Consider the following 18,519-nt stretch of genomic DNA (forward strand, 5'->3'; position numbering starts at 1 on the left):
CGGACGCGCAGGATGGTCAGCTGAGAAGTCGATTATCTCTTGACGAACAGCCTACTTACATTCTATTATTCAATTAATGAATTGAATATGAAAGGATGAACGAATATGGATTCTGTACCTGAGGCAATCCCTTCCGCAAAAGAATTTAAAAATGAACTATTTCAGCAGTTATCCCGTGTGGGGAAGTGCCTATCCAGCGACAAGCGGCTTGAAATCTTGAGTTTGCTTGCTCAGGGGCCTAAGTCGGTAGAGAAGCTGGCCCAAGTCACGGAGATGAGCGTGGCTAACGTATCCCGCCATCTGCAGGTTTTGCTCGATGCCAGGCTAGTGAAGTTCAGCAAGAAAGGTACATATGTCATCTATTCGTTGGCTGACCCTTCCATTGCCGCGTTTTTGTTTGCTTTGTGGCAAATTGGCGAGAGTCAGCTTGCGGAGGTTTCGCGGATTAGACAGGAATTTTCACACCACTATGAGGATGTGAGGACGCTTTCTTTAGAGGAAGCGAGGGCGAAGATAGAGACCGGAGAGATCATCCTACTTGATGTAAGATCGAGAGACGAATACGAGGCCGGTCATCTCTCGGGAGCCATCTCCGTACCGATGGAGGAGTTTGAACCTTATCTTCACAATCTGCCTAGGCCCGCTGAAGTTGTGGTGTATTGCAGAGGCCCCTACTGCATCAGTTCGACTCAGGCAGTTGCCAAGTTGCAGCGGGAGGGGATCACGGCGTACAAGCTGGAGGGGGGAGAGCATGAATGGCTGAAGGAAGCGAATTGATTAAAGAATACATTCATTCTCCTGAGAGACAGCAGCAGCTCTATCGAAGATCGCTAACGATCGTGATCATCGCCCAACTATTCGGCGGAGCGGGACTCGCGGCAGGCGTCACGGTCGGAGCACTGCTTGCTCAGGATATGCTCGGGACGGATAGCTTAGCTGGGGTTCCTTCGGCGCTGTTGACGCTGGGCGCGGCCTCGTCAGCACTGCTTGTCGGACGGCTTTCTGGGCGTCTCGGCCGTCGGGTAGGCCTAACCGCAGGTTTTTTTGCAGGGGGGATCGGCGCGATCGGAGTTGTATTTGCAGCTATTGCTGACAACCTTCCGCTTTTGTTTGCTTCGATGCTGATCTATGGCGCCGGCACGTCGACTAACCTGCAGGCGCGTTATGCGGGAACCGACTTAGCTCAGCCTAAGCAGCGTGCGAGAGCTGTTAGCTTAGCCATGGTATTCACGACCTTTGGTGCGGTTGCGGGGCCGAACCTGGTAGGGGTCATGGGACGATTAGCGACATCTGTCGGCGCCCCTGCTTTGGCGGGCCCGTTTATGCTGGCGGCAGTCGCTTTTATCCTGGCAGGTCTGGTGATATGGGCATTTCTCCGCCCAGATCCGTATATCGTCTCTAAAGCTATCGCCGAAGCGCATCAAGCGAATCCATCCAAAACGGCGGTTGATGCGGAAATCATGGCGCCAGCAGTCCGTAATCGGGGGATCATCATCGGGACGACCGTGATGGTCTTAACGCAGATGGTGATGGTCGCCATCATGACGATGACGCCTGTCCATATGAAGCATCACGGACATGGGTTGGGCGCGGTGGGCGTGGTGATCGGTATTCATGTCGCGGCGATGTTTCTGCCTTCCTTGGTAACGGGAGTTCTCGTGGACAAAGTCGGGCGTACGTTCATGTCCTACGCATCGGGGATCACGCTGCTGCTAGCCGGACTGCTTGCCGCATGGGCGCCGGCCGATTCGATGGTCTGGCTCATCGTCGCTCTGGCGCTGCTCGGACTCGGTTGGAACTTTGGTCTGATCAGCGGCACTGCGCAGATCATCGATGCGACATCCCCGGCTACGCGCGCCAAGACGCAAGGAACAGTAGATGTCCTTGTATCCTTGGCGGGGGCATCGGGCGGAGCGTTGTCGGGCATGGTCGTCGCCAATTCCAGCTTTGCCTTCCTCTCTCTTGCGGGCGGGTTCCTGTCACTGCTGCTGATCCCGGTTATGATCTGGTTGCGCAGGGATCGGTCGATAGATCAAAACGAGAAGAGATTAGCACAGTGATCTAGTGTTATAATCACGCTAGACTGACGGAATTAGAAGGGTGATAGACATGAGTGTAATTCGTTTGGAGAACGTCACTAAGAAATATGAAGAGTCCCTGATCTTTCGCGATATCTATTTTCGCGTGACCCAAGGAGAGCGAATCGGCCTTATCGGGCGGAACGGTGCCGGTAAGTCGACGGTTTTTAAGCTGATTATGGGTAAAGAAGAGCCAACGTTCGGAAAAGTGGACATAGATCCGCAGGTTAAAGTAGGGTACTTCTCCCAATTCTCGGAAATGCGCGGAAGCCTATCCGTACAGCAAGAGCTGGAAATGTGCTTCGAACAGGTTGTTCTTATCGAACGGGAGCTGCAGGAAGTTGGAGAAAAGCTGGGTTTGGTCACCGAAGACGGTGAAATGGATAGGCTGTTGACGAGGCAGGCAGAGCTATTCGAACAAATGGATCATTTGGATGGCTGGAACGTATCTGTCGAGATTAACACCGTTCTTACGAAGCTGGGGTTCAACGAGAGATCGCGCCATCAGCCTATCGACGAATTGTCCGGAGGTTGGAGAAACCGTGCTGCGCTTGCCAAGATGCTCATCGAGCTGCCTGATGTTGTTTTGCTCGACGAACCGACGAATTATTTGGATATGGAAGGTATAGCATGGTTGGAGCAGTGGTTGTATCGGTTCAAAGGCGCTATGATTCTAGTGTCACATGACCGGCAATTTATTGACAAAGTAGTCACGCGAACGATAGAGATCGAGAACTATCATTTTCAGGAATACGAAGGGAATTATACGGACTACATTCGCAAAAAGAAGATGCGCAAGAAGGAATTGGACCGCCAGTTCGAGTGGGAGGAAGATCTTCTTCTCATGGAGTCAGAAGCCATTGACAGCCGTGCAAGCAAAAAATCTTCAAAGGACCGTCTCTCCCGCCAGCTGGCGGATAACAAAAAGCGGATAGAGCCGCATCCCGTAAATGTTCTAATCACTGATATTTATGAGAAATTGCGCTTTCCGGACAAGCTGTGCGAAGTCAAGAATATTGGGCAGACCTACGATGATCGGCAAATCTTTCAGAACGTCAGCTTCGACATTCAGAAGGAAGACCGTTTAGTCATCGTTGGCCCTAACGGAAGCGGGAAGTCCACGCTCATTAAGGTGCTTACGGGTCAGGAGAAGCCTGAATCCGGCGAGGTGATTTGGGAGAAAGGCGTCAGCTACGCCTACTTCAACCGGATGTGGGAGGAGCTTAATCCTAAGGATACCGTCAGCCATGCGGTGAATACGTACGGTCTGGGATTGGATGCCCCGCGGAAAAAGGTGAACAAATTCCTATCCATGTTGCAATTCTCTGAGATGGATCTGAGCAAGTTCATCGGCAACCTGTCCGGCGGACAGAAGGCCCGGGTCGCGCTAGCGAAATGCCTTCTCTCCGGTGCGGCAGTCATCATATTGGATGAGCCAACCAATCATCTGGATTTAACGAGCATTCAGGTGATGGAGCAGGCGTTGATCCATTTTCCCGGCGCCGTCATAACGGTAAGTCATGACCGGTTCTTTATTGACAAAATTGGGACGAAAATGCTGGTTTTCGACCCGGCATTGGGAATAAGCGAGCAGAGTCTATAGGACAGAGGGATGGCTCCTATTATCATAGGGGCCATCTTTTTAATGTCCACTCCTAACTACCGCACCAACGTCCTTCCGGTCGTACGCTTCTTTTCACCAATGAAAAGCTCTGCGAGCAACAGATTCGGTATCCAACAAATCCAGGCGATAACGAAAAAAGTATCATTCGTATCGGTCAGTCCCAGAAATACCGCAGCCAGCGCTGTATAAATCCGTAGGGTGATTGCCGCACAGCTGAGCGCGTAATTACGTACCATCCAGCGGCCGTGATCGGCCTTGTCGCGATCGACGATGATGCTCTTTAGACTGCGGAAGAGTGTGTAAAGCCATAGGACTGACAGCGATCCGAAGCCAAGTTGCGCGAACCAACCGCCATTCGCATAGAAAGCTAAGTACAGACCAGTTAAGCCCCCGATTGTAATCATTGTGGAGTACATATAGCCGATCAAACGGTGAATGTTCGGAGCATGGTGGCGAAGCTTCTTGATAAACTGTAGCCAGCCTATTGCAAGTGCCACTCCAGCCGAGATGGCATGAGCCCAGAGGATGTTGTACCACAAATCGGGCAAACTGCCTTTTCCCGTTACGAACGGTTGCTTATGGAGGTGGTCTGGTGTCCCGTACATGACCAAAGCATAAGCTCCAATTGCCAAAGCCAAAAAAGCTAATACTCCAAATGCCCAAGCGCGAATCGTACTTCGTTGTACTCCCATTATTCATCCCTCGCATTCGGTCTTTTTATCATTGAGTTGATTCTATCATCAAGGTGAACATCTTCAAAAGCGACCTCAGACGGAGTGAAGGCCCCACCCAAAGTCGGGGATGGAGCTGCAATGAAGCCTTTTTTAGGGGGCATTTTTATAAATCACTTTATCTTGAATAAATAACTTAACACGTGTTAAGTTATTTACTGAAGTTAATTGTAATTATAGGAGATAACCCATGGACAGCTCAGCTATTTCATTAAGGGAACTAAAAAAGGCTAGAACCAAAGTGGCCTTGTATGAAGCCAGTTTGTCACTAATAGGAGACAAGATGTTTCGAGACATGATGCTCGACGATATTTGCCGCAAAGCGGAGGTATCCCGGGTTACGTTCTTTAAGTTTTATCAGAAAAAGGAAGACTTGCTCGTTTATTTTATGCGTGTTTGGTTAACGGAACGTATCATTGAGATCGAAGCGGAGGGTAAACGCGGGTTCTCGGTTATCCAGCATGTGCTTCATAAAGTGGCGGAAGAGACGGAGGAAAGAGCGGGATTAATGCCAAGCTTGATATCTTTTCTGGCAGAAATGAACATGCATCCTTGCATGCCGGAATTGAGTGAGGCAGAGGTTCATCTGCTGTTCCCTGATCATGTGGAAGTTGGCGCGCAGACACCTGATATGTTCAAACTTTTTCATCGCTGCATGACGGAGGCGGAGGCAGAAGGAAAGCTAAGAAAAGAATTTACGGTAGAAACAGCGGTAAAGGTTTTGTTTACGGTGTTTTACGGAGCATTTCTGACCGCTCAACTATATGGTTCCAAGGATATTAAGAGCTTTTATAACACCCATTTACAATTGCTTGAAAATAGGTAGAAGGAGCGATGAATACATGAGCAAAGTAATTCCGGGCAGATTTACGGCGCAGATGGATGGTCCTTTCGTTGTCTTTATCATCGGGATGAGAGTGAACAAATTGTGGGCTCTTCATAAGTGGCTGCCTGTGGCCAAGGCAATGAGTCCGATGCTTCAAGAATTGTATCGCAACCCTGAATTAGGCTTTTTGGATGCCAGTTTTCATCTCTCTTGGCGAGGCGTGACCCTTGTCCAGTATTGGAAAACGTTTGAGCAATTAGAGTACTATGCTAGGCATGGTGCAACCCATTTAGAAGCGTGGCGTAATTTTAATAAAAAGGTTGGAACGGACGGCGCGGTTGGGATCTACCATGAAACTTATCTGATTCCTGAAGGAAATTACGAGTGTGTGTATAACAACATGCCTATCTCTGGTCTTGCAAAGGCAGGAAGTCACGTCCCCGCTGTCGGAAAACGAGAAACGGCAAGCAGAAGGCTTGGGCGGGATGGAGAGCCGGCCGTTCCAACACCTTCTAATCCGGTATAAGTGATTTCGGCTGTAGATCGAATTGTCGGTCATGTTCCGAATCAAGACAATGCTTTGGATGCTCTTGCTGCTTGGAATTCAAGGCTGAATAAACATGTGCCAGATCCAGCCACCCTGGGAAAACCAAGTCATGTAAGCAGGTAAACCTGATCTTTGTTAACGTCGGTGTAGATCTTGGAGCGAGGTCGATATTCTGAAGCTTGAGGTTCAAGACTCGAGCTAAGTCATATTTCGACCATCATTATTTGGGTTCTCGAGCTGCTCCTGCTAAGCATTTATGGCTATAAATCCGTCAGATCTTATATTGGCAGTCGAAATTCACGTCGTAATACATATGGATATTAGTTGTGCGGTTTTGTAGGCTGTGATAGTTTGCCTTTGGGCAGGCTGCTGCAGCCTTTTTGTTTTGCGAAAGTCTTGAATTTCAAAACTTAATGAATAGCAAAAGAACCCCAAAGAAGGGGTTCGAAGAAGTGCTATGATGAAATAAAGCGGCTTGAACATCGTCCGTCTAAGCCCTCTTTTTCGGGTCAACTGGACGACTCTTCTTTAGCTCCAACTCCTCGTTATGGATCATACGATCTTGTTTAATGAAGAGGAACGGGATGAAAATACAGCCAATAATAAGGAGTGCCCGGTTCAAGCTCCAACGTCGTTGCACAAAAGCTTGCACCGCTGTTAAGATGTAAAGCACGAACATCACACCGTGAAACATACCTCCGATGGAAACGAGTTGAGGCTGGTCCAAAAAGTATTTAAACGGCATGGCTATAAGTAGAAGGAAAAGATAAGAAATACCTTCAATGTAGCTTGTTAGACGCAAACGTCCTAAGGATGTGGTTAGTATAATAATCGCTCCAATCTCGTTTTCAACGTTTAAATTAAGAGGTCAAATCGAGTTCTAATACGACAGGACAATGATCGCTGCCCAATATTTCACAGTCAATTTGTGCATCAATGATCTTAGGACCTAGTCTCGTAGAAGCAAGGAAATAGTCGATTCTCCATCCCACATTCCGCGCTCTTACGCCTGGCATATTAGACCACCACGAATAAACGTCTGTCCGATCTGGGTAGAGGTGTCGGAACGTATCGATAAATCCTGCATCTAGCAATTCCGTCATTTTGCCGCGTTCCTGCGGGGTAAAGCCCGAATTATTGAGATTCCCCTTCGCATTCTTGATGTCAATTTCATGGTGGGCAACATTCAAATCGCCGCAAACGATAACGGGCTTTTGGGCGTCCAATTGCAAGAGGTAGCTGCGAAAACGATCTTCCCACTCCACCCGGTAATCCAACCTAGAGAGATCACGCTTCGCATTAGGTGTGTATACGGTCACAAGGTAGAAATCGTCGAATTCCAACGTGAGTATCCGACCCTCCGGCTCTTCGTTCTCCTCCATACCATATCTCACTGAGAGCGGTTGAATTCTTGTGAAAACGGCGGTGCCGGAATACCCTTTTTTCACTGCATAATTCCAATATTGTGTATAGGCTTCGCCCAGTTCTAGGTTAATTTGTCCTTCCTGCAGCTTCGTCTCTTGAAGACAGAATATATCTGCATCCGTTTGTCCGAAATAATCAATAAACCCTTTATTGACACATGCTCTTAACCCATTAACGTTCCAGGATACTAGTTTCATTTTCATCTTTTCCCCTTGCTTCTTACCGTCATATATAGTTCAGTTTACCATAAGTTCATCCTCGTCGGCGATTTCTGAGGATCGGGGAAACTTTATCCATCCTTGCTTTCGCAAAAAGGCTAAAGGACGTTCTTCGTCTGTGGATATTATACGAAATCAGCATAATATAAGAAAATAGCGTACCAAACTATCAGCAGTATTGATTTATTTTTTCACTGGCATGCGTGATATACTGTATTTATCCGATTAAGTTCATGGGTTTAATATATAAAGGGAAGGCGAGGTTTTCTTATGACGAAAATTTATAGCAATTTGACAGAGTTAATCGGTAATACGCCGCTGCTCGAGCTCTGGAATTATAATAATCGGCATGGACTTGAGGCCAAAGTCGTTGCGAAGCTGGAGTATTTTAACCCGGCTGGCAGTGTAAAAGATCGTATCGGTTTCGCAATGATTAAAGAGGCTGAAAAATCAGGAAAGATCAATAAAGAGACTGTCATTATTGAGCCTACCAGCGGAAATACAGGAATCGCTCTTGCTTTTGCAGCGGCTGCGCTAGGGTATCGGTTAATCATTATATTGCCAGATTCTTTTAGTATAGAACGCAGGAAATTATTAAAGGCTCTAGGTGCAGAACTTGTTCTCACTCCAGCCTCTGAAGGCATGTTAGGCGCAATTCGAAAAGCAGAGGAATTAGCTGCCAAGATGCCAAACTCATTTATACCGCAACAATTCAGCAATCCAGCCAATCCGGAGATTCACAGAAATACCACGGCCGAAGAAATATGGAAAGATACAGACGGTAAAGTTGATATTTTTATCGCGGGAGTTGGTACGGGAGGGACGATCACGGGTGTGGGTGAGATACTGAAACAGAGAAATCCATCCATTCAAGTGATAGCCGTCGAGCCCGCGGATTCACCCGTTTTGTCAGGTGGCAGTCGTGGCGCACATCATATTCAGGGCATCGGTGCCGGGTTTGTTCCAGATAATTTCAAAAGTTCAGTTGTCGATGATATTTTTACAGTGAGCAATGAGGATGCCGTAATGACGGCCCGTGAACTGGCCAAAACGGAAGGTCTGCTGGTCGGTATCTCATCCGGCGCAGCTGCTTACGCAGCAAGTGAAATTGCCAAACGACCAGAGAATAAAGGGAAGACTATCGTGGTTATCCTGCCAGATACCGGTGAGCGGTATTTGTCTACGAATCTATTTGATGAGTAATAAGTTATAAAGCAAAAGAAAGACCAGGAATCCGCGGTAGATCTCTGGTCTTTTTGTGTTCAGCGGTTTTGAAGGAACTTGCCTTAAAGCCGCCTAATGCGATGCGACCGCGAACGTTTCTTTCTCCTTTTCGATCACATGCTTCTCTTTGCTCATGGCAAAAGCGGCTGCTAAAGCGAGTACTGCAGGGATAAGTCCCCACGCAAATGTGGCCACGATGGAGGAGGAGAGTCCTTCTGATATTTTCCCGAGGACTTGCTCCGGAATTTGAGTGCGAGTCGCCGGGTCAAGCAGAGCATGCGGGTCTTTAAAGTCTAAACCCTGCGGCATCGCGGATTGACCGTTCCCTGCAAAGGCATCCGATAAATGCCGGGTTAACGAATGGCTTTGAATAATACCGAAGATGGTGATTCCGATCGTCATGCCGAGTGAGCGAAGGAAATTCAGCGTAGAGTTCGCAGCCCCTCGTTGACTGGCAGGTACGGAATGAATAGCAGCGTTACTGAGCACAGAGAATGAAGCGCCGATTCCCAAGCCGACTAATATCATATAGGCCGTGATAAGCAAACGCGACGAAGCTGGGGTCAACGTAATCAGCAGTGCCATACCAGCCACAAGCAAAATGAGGGTGGAGATCAGGATGGCTCGATATGAAAATTTACTAATGAGGAAGCCGCCTGCGGTAGCTGTAACTACAGTGCCGAGCATCATAGGCAGAAGTACGAGACCGGAGTTCGTTGCACTTCCACCGAGAACACCTTGAATGAAGATCGGAATATAGACAGATGCCGTAATAAAGGCTGCGCCGCTTAACATCGCGATCGCATTGCTTGCCGAATAGAGGCGATCCCGAAACATCCGGAAGGAGATGATCGGTTCCTCTGCCCGCGTCTCCGCATAGAGGAAAATAACCGCGAGAAGAGCAAATCCAGTAAATAAGCTAATGATCTGAGCGGAGTTCCAGGCAAATTGCTTACCGCCAAGCTCCATGGCAAACATTAAGCAGACGATGGCACCTACAAGCGAGAATGCGCCGGCCCAGTCGATACGTTGTTTAGCATGCTGGAGGGATTCTTTATAGAAAATGGCAATCATCAGGAAGGAAATCAATCCAAGCGGTAAATTAATATAGAAAATCCATTCCCATTTGATATAGTCGGTCATATAAGCGCCAAGGAGCGGCCCGAAGATGCTGGACATACCGAATACCGCTCCAAACAATCCCATTAGCTTGCCTCTGCTTTCCGGTTTAACGGCATCGAACATGATTGTGAAAGCGATGGGTACCAATGCGCCGCCGCCAATGCCTTGTATAGCCCGGTACAAGCTTAACTGTACGATTGAGGTAGCTGTTCCACAAAGAGCAGATCCTAGCATAAACATTAAGATACCAAAGATGAAAAAACGCTTACGTCCATACATATCCGATAATTTACCAAAAATCGGCATTCCTGCCATTTCAGCGACCATGTAAGCCGATGTGACCCAAACGAACTTATCGAGTCCACCGAGGTCTGCGATAATGGAGCCCATGGCGGTTGCAACGATGGTATTGTCCATCGAAGCCATTAGAATGGCTAGCAGTAATCCGGCTATAACAATGCCGGTTTGATTCGTTGATTTCGTCATGTGATCATTTCCCTTCTTTACTCATTCATTTGTATAAACCGATTATAAACAAGTAACCCTGACAAGAGTCTGTCAGGGTTGAAAACCGAGTGTGGAAAAGAATTGTGGAAAAGAATGTTTTGTAGAAGTAGTCTATGAAATCGTCTTACGCTTCGGAAAGAGCGTTCGGTAAAGTAATAAATGGATAGATTGCAAAAATAAATAGATCGGTATGGAATAAACGAGCTGATACCCGTGCTTGTAATGAAAAACACCAACGAGTACACTAAGCCACTCGACACCTATGCCCATAGACGTCCAGAGTAAGATGTAGGGTATCGTGTAAAAACCGCGTACACCCCATTTTTCGTAAAAATAAATAAATATATAACCAAATGGTGCATACATCAAATAGGAGAAAATATCAAACGGCTGATAACGGGATTCGTCACCCACATCGTAGAAATCAAAGGGCGGGACGGCAATGGTATGATCAAACATAAGACCAAAAACGACCCCAATCAACAAATTAAACAAGCTCTGTGTTAAGGTAAACTTTTTCGGTAATAGCCAAATAGCAAGGGTCCCTATGACAATAATCGCAATGACGAACCATTCATTTCCGTTAAATCTATTATCGTAAATGATTACGTCGTTCATAGAGATTGCTCCTTTTGCTGTAGGTGTTGTAACATACGGCCGATCCAATAACTGAGAACCATCATTGATACAATGAGTAAGCATTCATAGAAAATGTTCCATCTCTCATAGGTTAATGCACCATTGAATCTTAGGAATTGGCCTGTGCAGAAGAGATAAGAGAATGTATACAGAGAAATGCCTACTTTTGTACTTCGTTTCCATGTGGTCAGGTAGACATTGGCAAAAGTGAGAAGAGTTATTGAAAAGGTGAAGTCCCTATGTAAAATCATCGAAAGGAATTCAGGAACCTTTCTGCTGAGTTGGAAAACTTCTAAAGTATCACTAAGAATCGTTAATTTGTTAATATCCACGACAGCTAAGAGCATGTAAAGCAATACGTTCGTTATGATAGACAACTTATTGGGCAGGAAAGCGAATATAAGGATACTAAACCAAACAAAAAGCAGGCAAATGACTAGAATCAAGGCAGGGCTCCTTTGCGACAAAATAGTCGAATAGCGTAAAAAGATGCAAATCAGTATTGACTCCTATTTTTACCTTTATTGCGTTGTTTAAACCATCTATTAGGTGGGAGCAGTTGACCTCTAAGTAAACAAAAAAGATTGCCTTCAACCCTTCCTTTCTTGGCCAGGTGGTTGGCAATCTTTTCAGTTCGGACAAAATCCTGGAGTCTTAGCGTATAACTGCTTCGTGAAGCGGGGATCCAGCTTGGCAAGTTCATTGAAATAGTTGCTAATCGAGTGATTAGCGGTGACGGAGCCTCTTTGAAAAGTTAATTCAACTCCCTTTTTTACATGAATATAATGATAAACCTGATCCGTTCGAGGAGATTTATAAATGAAGGGCGGAAGTAAAGGGACGAAGTCGTTGGTATTATAGATCCGATAGTGAGGCCCGGTCCTGCGGTCGAAAAGACTAGCGAATGCCTGATTTCCAACGCGCGGTGAAGCATAAGTATACACGGAAGGATTTTTAAATTTCGTGTTTGTGGAAATATCGGCCGCGCATAAAGCAGCGAGAGCTCCTCCAAGACTGTGGCCTGTGATGTATAGCGTTTTCTCCGTAGAAAGTTTGTTTAGTGTTGTCACAATCGATTTGCGGGCTGATCGGTAGATGTCGAGAAAACCCTCGTGTACGAGGCACTGCTCTTTGGAGTAAGGAAACTGGGTTTGCCTAGCAATGGCATCGGAAATCCAATCGGAAGTCGTATGCGTGCCTCGAAATACGATGACAATTTGTCGATCAGATTCGGCAATAAAGCCGAAAAACTTTTTTTCACTCAGGATGGAAGTCGCCTTGAAGGAGGAAACCATCCGGTAATCGTTTGGCAAGATAACGCTTTCGGGACCATTTTCAAATTGACCATAGCTTTGGCTGCACATAGCTGCTAGAAAGATAGCCGTCCGTGTATCTAATGAGTTGCTGAGCATAAGTCCATTCCTCCATACACACAGGATGCCGTTTCCCTATATATATGAAAAGATTGGACACCTGTCCTCGGACAATGGCCTATTTTCTAGAAAGCATTCAGCTGGCAGACCCTATCAGGTATAATAGGCGAAGGAAGGTGGGGATACATGTGTTAAAACGCTTTTTTTCGTATTATCGGCCCTATAAGCACTTATTTATTTTGGATTTTACCTGTGCGGTTGTGGCTGGGCTCCTAGAACTGGGTTTCCCGCTTGCTGTTAATCAGGTCGTTGATAAATTGCTTCCTGCCGGGAATTGGAATTGGATTCTTTGGGCTTGCGCGGGTTTGCTTGCTGTCTACGGACTCAACACGGTGCTAAATTTCATAGTCACGTATTGGGGGCATAAGCTAGGGATTAATATCGAGACGGATATGCGAAAAAAGATGTTCGATCATCTGCAGAAGCTCTCATTTCGGTTCTACGACAATAACAAAACGGGTCAATTGATGTCCCGAATGGCAAACGATCTGCTTGAAATAGGTGAAGTTGCGCATCATGGTCCGGAGGACTTGTTCATTGCGGTAATGACGCTGATCGGTGCACTTCTGCTTATGCTTCATATTAATATGAAGTTAGCGCTCTTAACCTTTGTTATCGTCCCATTTTTGCTATGGATAGCGGTGTATTTTAATCAAAAAATGACCAAGACGTTCCGTCGAATGATGGGTGACCTCGCCGATATTAACGCAAGAGTCGAAGATAATATTGGAGGGATTCGTGTCGTTCAAGCTTTTGCAAATGAGTCCTATGAGAAGAAGCTGTTTGAAGATAACAATGGACGGTTCCGGCTGACAAAGCTGCTGTCCTATAAAATTATGGCGTGGAATGTCTCGCTGAGTTACATTTTGATGCGTTTGGTAACGGTTTTCGTCCTTATTTGCGGCACTTGGTTCGTAATCGACAAGCAGATTACCTATGGTGAATTTATTGCTTTTGTTCTCTTAACGAATGTTTTTCTAGGCCCTATTCAGAAAATTAATAATGTCATTGAAAGCTACCCAAAGGGAATTGCCGGCTTTAAACGGTATGTGGAAGTCATTGATACGGAGCCTGAGGTAGCTGATCAGCCGAATGCTGTGAAGGTTAGTCATCTCGAAGGTCAAATTACGTTCGACTCTGTGTCATTCGGCTACGGGGATGAAGCCCGTGTATTGAATGAGATCAGCTTATCCATTCGCGCGGGAGAAACCGTTGCTTTCGTGGGACCATCGGGCGCTGGGAAGACCACGATCTGCAGCTTGCTGCCCCGATTCTACGATGTGAGCGCGGGCAGCATTTCCATTGATGGCCTCGATATTCGCGGCATCCAGTTGGAGTCGCTGCGCCGTCAGATCGGCATCGTGCAGCAGGATGTGTTCCTGTTCTCCGGCACGTTGCGGGAGAACATTGCGTACGGCAAGCTTGGCGCGACGGATGAGGAAATCTGGGAAGCTGCGCGGCGCGCGCAGCTGGCGGGTTATATCCAGACGCAGCCGAAGGGGCTGGATACGGTTGTCGGAGAGCGCGGCGTCAAGCTCTCTGGCGGTCAGAAGCAGCGCCTCGCGATCGCGCGGATGTTCTTGAAGAATCCGCCGATTCTCATCCTCGATGAGGCGACGTCGGCGCTCGACACGGAGACAGAGTCGGCGATTCAGCAGTCGCTGGCCGAGCTGTCGCGTGGCCGCACGACGCTAGTCATTGCTCACCGGCTGGCGACGATCAAGAATGCCGATCGTATCGTCGTCGTGACGGAGCAAGGCATTACCGAGCAGGGCGGACACGAGGAGCTTATCGCTGTGGGCGGTGTGTACAGCCGCTTACACCAAGCGCAGTTCAGCTCTTAAGCCGGGTTGCAGCGAACTAGCTTTGGTTAGTTTCGTTGCGGCCTCTTTTTATTTCCAAGTATAGGATAGAACTTCCAAATGAATCGTGATAAACTATGAAAATAGTTATCTACCATCGGTGAATAATAGAACGAGGTGACAATAGTTGAAGTCGATAATTCGGTGGCTGTTGCTTGGCTTATTTACACTCGTGTGCATTTTCTTTCTAAGCAATATCCGTAATGCCTTCTTATCTGCGCAGCCGGATCAGATTCGGGTCGCAATAGGTCCGGATACGAGCATCCAGAAAATAAGTGAGCAGCTGCCTGGCAGTCAAGTTCTAAATGAAAAAGCGGGCATACTGTCTGTTCCTTATGGAAAGTCGTGGGACTATATCGGAAAGACATTGTCGATCAAAGGCATATTTCGTGCGACCACTGTGCCTCTCGAGCATCCCATTATTTCCTGGCGTTATTACGGTTATTCACTGAAAGAGCAAATCAAAGGATTCGCACAGGGGGATTTAGGCAAATTCCGCAGTCCTTTCAATAGAAAAGAGGTTGCTGTTCTTGGGGAACTCCCCAACATGCTTCTTCGTACATGCACTTATTTCATTCCTGGTTTATTGCTCGCGATTGTGCTTAGTGTGATATTTGCGATGATAGCATCCATGTTCCGCCGATTAGGTGCCTTGATGGATGGTACGCATGGCCTACTTGTCGGCTTGCCTGATTTTTTCTTAATCGTTCTCATCCAATTGGGGGCGATCTATGCGACGAAATATTTGGGGCATTTTGTGCTGCTTATTGTTCAAGTCGGCGATAAAACGCCGTTCCTCATCCCGTTTCTTACGATCGCACTGATTCCCTCGGTCACCATCTACGGCACCCTTCGCATTGCGATTGCGCGTGAGCTTGGGCAGGATTATGTCGTTACCGCATTAGCCAAAGGGTTAACCCGCAGAGAGGTGCTCGTTTCTCACGTTATGCGAAATGTAATGCCTGATTTGCTGGCAATCTTGCCCAAAGCGACCACTTTGGCACTCGCCAGTATGGCTGTTGCGGAAGCAATCTGCGGAATCTCAGGTTTGGGAGGCTTTATTGTATCCCCAGCTTTACAGAGTGTTTCTTCCATGTCGGCTATCTGTATGGCGCTTGCACTAGTCGCTATGGCTTTTCATGTGTTCTACGCACTCTTGCGTAGGAAGTTTATTGTTCGTACAGGGGAGGCGGTTTGAAGATGATGAAACGCTCCTCAACGGCTTACTACTGTTCGATTGCACTCATCGTGCTCATTCTGCTTGTGATGATATTCGGCACATGGCTTGCGCCCCATGGGATTACGCCAGATGACAAGATTAATATGATCCAATATCAAGAGGACGGTAAAACGAGATACAGCATTCCGCCATATGCGCCGAACAGCACCTTCTTGCTGGGCACCGATCATAGGGGCTTTGATGTGCTGAGCTTATTGCTGAACGGGTTGAAATATACATTGGGTACGGCGTTAGCGTTAACCTTGTTTCGCTTTGTTTTTGCCCTCCCATGGGGATTGTGGAGCGGAACCACAGGCAAAGGATGGGGCATTCTTCGCTCCATGCAGTGGGTCGTTTCCTCGATGCCTGCGTTTGTCTTCTTGTTCCCGCCTTTAGCAGGTATGTACTTTGGGCTGCGGCTTGATCAAGGGCTGAAGGCAGACCCGCATTACCAGCTGCTGTTCTCGGTTACTTTTGTCAGCCTAGTCACATTCATTGGGATATTCCCTTTAGCCCATCAGGTGGCAGATCGGACACGTTATTATAATGAACGGCTATTTATTGAAGTGTCCCGTTTGATGGGCGGTTCTTTCTTCCACCGAACGATGCGACATTTGGCTCCCTGTATGAGAAATGAAATGTTGTTCATCTTCCTAAGCGAATTCATGCAGGTGCTCTTCTTGTTAGGCCAGTTGGCTGTATTTAACATTGTGCTTGGCGGCATTGAGACCATTGGTGATAGCGATGCTGGCTATTCCATCGCCATCACCACATCGGGTGAATGGTTATCGCTAATCGCCTATGGCTCAAGGTACATTCGACTGCATCCATGGATTATTCTGAGTGCAGGGACCAGCTTCGCAGGACTATTCCTGGCACTGCAGTTTTTCTTGAATCAGCTCAAACGCCGCTACGGCAGTGAACGTCAATTGATGTGAAGAAGAGAAGGTCGGGGTTCCATCCTAAGGATGAGCTCCCACCTTTTTCCATTTTAATTATTGTAATGAGCTGAGTCGAATGTCCAATCTAGCAGCTACACCTGCAGGGTTAGCATCACTACGAGGTCCGCCAAAGTTAAAAGCGATGATGACGATGTCATTACGGCCCCGTCTCAAGAACCGGCGTACGTCGAAGGTACGGCCTGTGTTGTAGAATGAAGGGGTGTTCTGTGGTGCATCATAGACCACCGGCACGCCGTTGATGATTACAACTGCGAAATTGTCGACCGATAAGAAGAGGGTTGCGGCGAGAATGGCTCTCCGCTGTGAGAGCGAGAATCGTGTTGAAATGACGGCATTCTCAGCACTCATATTGCCGGAGAACCACACATAGTTGGCGTTAGTAACTGGTACCCATGCGGGATTACGGGGAATGATCTGGGCGTTGAACCAAGAGTTATCTGTTCCAATCGAGATCGTGCGTTGGCTCAGAAAGCGGCCTGCTCCATAGTCTAGATAGTTTATTGGCAGCCATTAATCGCGGCATATAATAGACCAACAAAAAAGCTTAGTCCAGGCCCGCGCGGCTGCTTCTGGCTAAGCTTTTTCCATGTTAATTACTTATTATTTCTATTATCACTTTGTCGTTTTTTCATGACATTATTCACTAAGTTTTGAGTTGCGTCTTGTGTGGATTCTGCTACATTTTCAATGGCGTTCTGTACATAATTCATTGCGGATTGAACCCCGTTTTTAAAAATACTCGTTTTGTTTACATCAACGTTATTCGTATTGTCAGACATCGTTCATACCTCCAATAATATTCTAGAGAGACAGTCGATTGATTCATTATGCTTTCTCACATCTGGTAGACATACTCCAAAAGTTGATTTTTGAGCTATTTAGTTTTCATGAGGTAGATGAGCTATAGCGGTTAGCGATGTTGCATTTTCTACAACAATTCACACGCCAAAAGGCTATTCTGCACCCTGAAGTTGCATTTTGTGCAACATCTCGAGCCCATTTGCAGCATAATGGCAAATATTGGAGCAAATTGTTGTACATTATGCAACAACGAGGGGAGAGAGGTGAGATTTTGGCAGCAATTGTTGCACTTTTTACAACAATCGACGGACTCCTAGATGTCATATGTGAACTCTCGTTTGACATTACCTATTGATCTTATCGTCTTCCGTAGTCTCGTTTAACTCTTGCTCTGCATCCATATCAGCTGCAGCATCGAAGACATTTTCTTTTGGCACCTGAGTCATATCTTCTTTTTGCTGCACCCAATAACCGACGTTCCGGTACCAATACTGAAATGAATCATCCAATTGTTGCTCTCGGTTGCGATCCTCGTTAACATCGGAATCAACTTCTAACCCCTCCCCGAGAAACACGTTATTGCGAATCTGTTTTTGATTACTATCATCAGATGTATTCACGTTGAATTTCCCTCCTTGTATGGATTAATCTGCATAGATAGGGACCGGTTTATTCAATTGTTATTGAACTCTTAATGTCCAGAAGTAAATTTAAGGCCGAGAACGCCAACTAAAATCAGAATCATGAACAAAATCCTTGTTAAACTAATGGGTTCATCTAGAAAAAGGGTGCCGATAATAATCGCACCGACAGCGCCAATTCCGGTCCAAGCCGCATATGCTGTGCCGATGGGAAGAGTTTTCGTGGCTACCGCTAGGAAATAGAAACTTACAATCATCCCTGCGATCGTAACGGCGGAAGGAACCAAACGTGTGAAACCATTAGAAAATTTCAATGAGATCGCCCATACTACCTCAAATACACCTGCAATGACGAGATATAACCATGCCATGATGAATCACTCCTCTTGAAATTGTTATACATACCTACTTAGTCGCAAAAAAAGGGAAAAGCCCGGGAGTTATATCGCTAAGCGATATGACTCCCGGGCTTTTCCCCCTCCGTGACACAGCGTATTCGCTGCGTGTTTCCCCTTGGACCAGTCTGGCGATGAACGCCACGGAACCCTAGAAAACGACATGCCGTTATTATAGAACGGCTAACATGCGATGTCAAGTTACAAGAATTAGCATGTTGGGATAACTACTCTTGCTCGCTTCTCAGTACTCGCTTGTAGATCT

19 protein-coding genes and 1 riboswitch are annotated in these 18,519 nt (G+C 46.8%); of the genes, 9 read left to right on the forward strand and 10 right to left on the reverse strand.

Annotated elements, in window-relative coordinates; all coding sequences use genetic code 11:
- The first annotated feature begins 105 nt into the window (after positions 1-105).
- From G519_RS0125960 to G519_RS0125970, 3 genes are read left to right on the forward strand one after another with little or no spacing between them, the layout of a single operon-like run.
- The gene (locus G519_RS0125960; protein ID WP_036633770.1) at positions 106-777 is read left to right on the forward strand and encodes an ArsR/SmtB family transcription factor; all 672 of its coding nucleotides are present in this window, start codon (positions 106-108) and stop codon (positions 775-777) included.
- On the forward strand, positions 756-2,060 hold the full coding sequence (locus G519_RS0125965; RefSeq protein ID WP_029197183.1) for an MFS transporter: 1,305 nt from the start codon (positions 756-758) through the stop codon (positions 2,058-2,060). Before G519_RS0125960 ends, G519_RS0125965 begins: the two co-directional genes overlap by 22 nt.
- A gap of 49 nt (positions 2,061-2,109) precedes the next feature.
- The gene (locus G519_RS0125970; protein ID WP_029197184.1) at positions 2,110-3,681 is read left to right on the forward strand and encodes an ABC-F family ATP-binding cassette domain-containing protein; all 1,572 of its coding nucleotides are present in this window, start codon (positions 2,110-2,112) and stop codon (positions 3,679-3,681) included.
- 56 nt (positions 3,682-3,737) lie between these two features.
- Here the strand turns inward: G519_RS0125970 and G519_RS0125975 are convergent, their stop codons facing one another.
- A complete protein-coding gene (locus tag G519_RS0125975; RefSeq protein WP_051253691.1) occupies positions 3,738-4,394 on the reverse strand; it encodes a DUF2306 domain-containing protein in 657 nt (218 codons plus the stop codon).
- 229 nt (positions 4,395-4,623) lie between these two features.
- Here G519_RS0125975 and G519_RS0125985 point away from each other — a divergent pair, with 229 nt between their 5' ends.
- Both G519_RS0125985 and G519_RS0125990 read left to right on the forward strand, forming a co-directional pair.
- Complete coding sequence (locus G519_RS0125985; RefSeq protein ID WP_029197186.1) at positions 4,624-5,259, forward strand: TetR/AcrR family transcriptional regulator; 636 nt, start codon at positions 4,624-4,626, stop codon at positions 5,257-5,259.
- Positions 5,260-5,275: 16 nt separating this feature from the next.
- Complete coding sequence (locus tag G519_RS0125990; RefSeq protein WP_029197187.1) at positions 5,276-5,785, forward strand: DUF4188 domain-containing protein; 510 nt, start codon at positions 5,276-5,278, stop codon at positions 5,783-5,785.
- Positions 5,786-6,296: 511 nt separating this feature from the next.
- On the opposite strand, the gene G519_RS44580 is transcribed toward G519_RS0125990, so the two are convergent.
- Together G519_RS44580 and G519_RS0126010 are read right to left on the reverse strand one after the other, a co-directional pair.
- Positions 6,297-6,608 (reverse strand): DUF3817 domain-containing protein, encoded by a 312-nt coding sequence (locus tag G519_RS44580; protein ID WP_051253692.1) that lies wholly within the window; start codon positions 6,606-6,608, stop codon positions 6,297-6,299.
- Between the two features lie 58 nt (positions 6,609-6,666).
- Entirely contained in the window at positions 6,667-7,428 is a 762-nt protein-coding gene (locus tag G519_RS0126010) for an exodeoxyribonuclease III (protein WP_029197189.1), read from the reverse strand.
- A gap of 291 nt (positions 7,429-7,719) precedes the next feature.
- Here G519_RS0126010 and cysK point away from each other — a divergent pair, with 291 nt between their 5' ends.
- Complete coding sequence (gene cysK / locus G519_RS0126015) at positions 7,720-8,652, forward strand: cysteine synthase A (protein WP_029197190.1); 933 nt, start codon at positions 7,720-7,722, stop codon at positions 8,650-8,652.
- A 93-nt stretch (positions 8,653-8,745) separates the two neighbouring features.
- Here the strand turns inward: cysK and G519_RS0126020 are convergent, their stop codons facing one another.
- The 3 genes from G519_RS0126020 to G519_RS0126035 all read right to left on the reverse strand — a co-directional run bounded on the left by G519_RS0126020 (position 8,746) and on the right by G519_RS0126035 (position 12,353).
- A complete protein-coding gene (locus G519_RS0126020; RefSeq protein ID WP_029197191.1) occupies positions 8,746-10,281 on the reverse strand; it encodes an MDR family MFS transporter in 1,536 nt (511 codons plus the stop codon).
- Between the two features lie 132 nt (positions 10,282-10,413).
- Positions 10,414-10,920 (reverse strand): hypothetical protein, encoded by a 507-nt coding sequence (locus G519_RS0126025; RefSeq protein ID WP_036633767.1) that lies wholly within the window; start codon positions 10,918-10,920, stop codon positions 10,414-10,416.
- A 650-nt stretch (positions 10,921-11,570) separates the two neighbouring features.
- Positions 11,571-12,353, reverse strand: coding sequence for a lipase family protein (locus tag G519_RS0126035; RefSeq protein WP_029197194.1), 783 nt, complete (start codon positions 12,351-12,353; stop codon positions 11,571-11,573).
- Positions 12,354-12,502: 149 nt separating this feature from the next.
- On the opposite strand from G519_RS0126035, the gene G519_RS0126040 reads away from it, so the two are divergent.
- The 3 genes from G519_RS0126040 to G519_RS0126050 all read left to right on the forward strand — a co-directional run bounded on the left by G519_RS0126040 (position 12,503) and on the right by G519_RS0126050 (position 16,393).
- Positions 12,503-14,218 carry an ABC transporter ATP-binding protein gene (locus tag G519_RS0126040; protein WP_029197195.1) on the forward strand — a complete coding sequence of 572 codons (1,716 nt, stop codon included), beginning with the start codon at positions 12,503-12,505 and terminating at the stop codon, positions 14,216-14,218.
- A gap of 145 nt (positions 14,219-14,363) precedes the next feature.
- The gene (locus G519_RS0126045) at positions 14,364-15,434 is read left to right on the forward strand and encodes an ABC transporter permease subunit (protein ID WP_029197196.1); all 1,071 of its coding nucleotides are present in this window, start codon (positions 14,364-14,366) and stop codon (positions 15,432-15,434) included.
- Positions 15,435-15,436: 2 nt separating this feature from the next.
- Complete coding sequence (locus G519_RS0126050) at positions 15,437-16,393, forward strand: hypothetical protein (RefSeq protein ID WP_029197197.1); 957 nt, start codon at positions 15,437-15,439, stop codon at positions 16,391-16,393.
- Between the two features lie 57 nt (positions 16,394-16,450).
- On the opposite strand, the gene G519_RS50505 is transcribed toward G519_RS0126050, so the two are convergent.
- The 4 genes from G519_RS50505 to sugE all read right to left on the reverse strand — a co-directional run bounded on the left by G519_RS50505 (position 16,451) and on the right by sugE (position 18,230).
- Entirely contained in the window at positions 16,451-16,765 is a 315-nt protein-coding gene (locus G519_RS50505) for a hypothetical protein (RefSeq protein ID WP_127528236.1), read from the reverse strand.
- A gap of 245 nt (positions 16,766-17,010) precedes the next feature.
- Positions 17,011-17,196, reverse strand: coding sequence for a hypothetical protein (locus G519_RS0126055; RefSeq protein WP_029197198.1), 186 nt, complete (start codon positions 17,194-17,196; stop codon positions 17,011-17,013).
- Between the two features lie 366 nt (positions 17,197-17,562).
- Positions 17,563-17,838: a hypothetical protein gene (locus G519_RS0126065; protein ID WP_051253693.1), complete on the reverse strand. Its 276-nt coding sequence runs from the start codon at positions 17,836-17,838 to the stop codon at positions 17,563-17,565.
- A gap of 71 nt (positions 17,839-17,909) precedes the next feature.
- Positions 17,910-18,230, reverse strand: a complete 321-nt coding sequence (sugE, locus tag G519_RS0126070) for a quaternary ammonium compound efflux SMR transporter SugE (RefSeq protein WP_029197201.1) — start codon at positions 18,228-18,230, stop codon at positions 17,910-17,912.
- An 88-nt stretch (positions 18,231-18,318) separates the two neighbouring features.
- Positions 18,319-18,420, reverse strand: a riboswitch (guanidine-I (ykkC/yxkD leader).
- Positions 18,421-18,519: the final 99 nt, after the last annotated feature.

It is taken from the genome of Paenibacillus alginolyticus DSM 5050 = NBRC 15375 (genome assembly GCF_000422905.1).
Lineage (GTDB): Bacteria > Bacillota > Bacilli > Paenibacillales > NBRC-103111 > Paenibacillus_E > Paenibacillus_E alginolyticus.

Coding starts and splice junctions, on each gene's coding strand:
- G519_RS50505 (WP_127528236.1), bottom strand. CDS start 16,765: ATGAGTGCTGAGAATGCCGTCATTTCAACACGATTCTCGCTCTCACAG.
- G519_RS0125985 (WP_029197186.1), top strand. CDS start 4,624: ATGGACAGCTCAGCTATTTCATTAAGGGAACTAAAAAAGGCTAGAACC.
- G519_RS0125970 (WP_029197184.1), top strand. CDS start 2,110: ATGAGTGTAATTCGTTTGGAGAACGTCACTAAGAAATATGAAGAGTCC.
- G519_RS0125990 (WP_029197187.1), top strand. CDS start 5,276: ATGAGCAAAGTAATTCCGGGCAGATTTACGGCGCAGATGGATGGTCCT.
- G519_RS0126035 (WP_029197194.1), bottom strand. CDS start 12,353: ATGCTCAGCAACTCATTAGATACACGGACGGCTATCTTTCTAGCAGCT.
- G519_RS0126055 (WP_029197198.1), bottom strand. CDS start 17,196: ATGTCTGACAATACGAATAACGTTGATGTAAACAAAACGAGTATTTTT.
- G519_RS0126020 (WP_029197191.1), bottom strand. CDS start 10,281: ATGACGAAATCAACGAATCAAACCGGCATTGTTATAGCCGGATTACTG.
- G519_RS0126050 (WP_029197197.1), top strand. CDS start 15,437: ATGATGAAACGCTCCTCAACGGCTTACTACTGTTCGATTGCACTCATC.
- G519_RS0126010 (WP_029197189.1), bottom strand. CDS start 7,428: ATGAAACTAGTATCCTGGAACGTTAATGGGTTAAGAGCATGTGTCAAT.
- G519_RS0125960 (WP_036633770.1), top strand. CDS start 106: ATGGATTCTGTACCTGAGGCAATCCCTTCCGCAAAAGAATTTAAAAAT.
- G519_RS0125975 (WP_051253691.1), bottom strand. CDS start 4,394: ATGGGAGTACAACGAAGTACGATTCGCGCTTGGGCATTTGGAGTATTA.
- G519_RS0126025 (WP_036633767.1), bottom strand. CDS start 10,920: ATGAACGACGTAATCATTTACGATAATAGATTTAACGGAAATGAATGG.
- G519_RS0125965 (WP_029197183.1), top strand. CDS start 756: ATGGCTGAAGGAAGCGAATTGATTAAAGAATACATTCATTCTCCTGAG.
- cysK (WP_029197190.1), top strand. CDS start 7,720: ATGACGAAAATTTATAGCAATTTGACAGAGTTAATCGGTAATACGCCG.
- sugE (WP_029197201.1), bottom strand. CDS start 18,230: ATGGCATGGTTATATCTCGTCATTGCAGGTGTATTTGAGGTAGTATGG.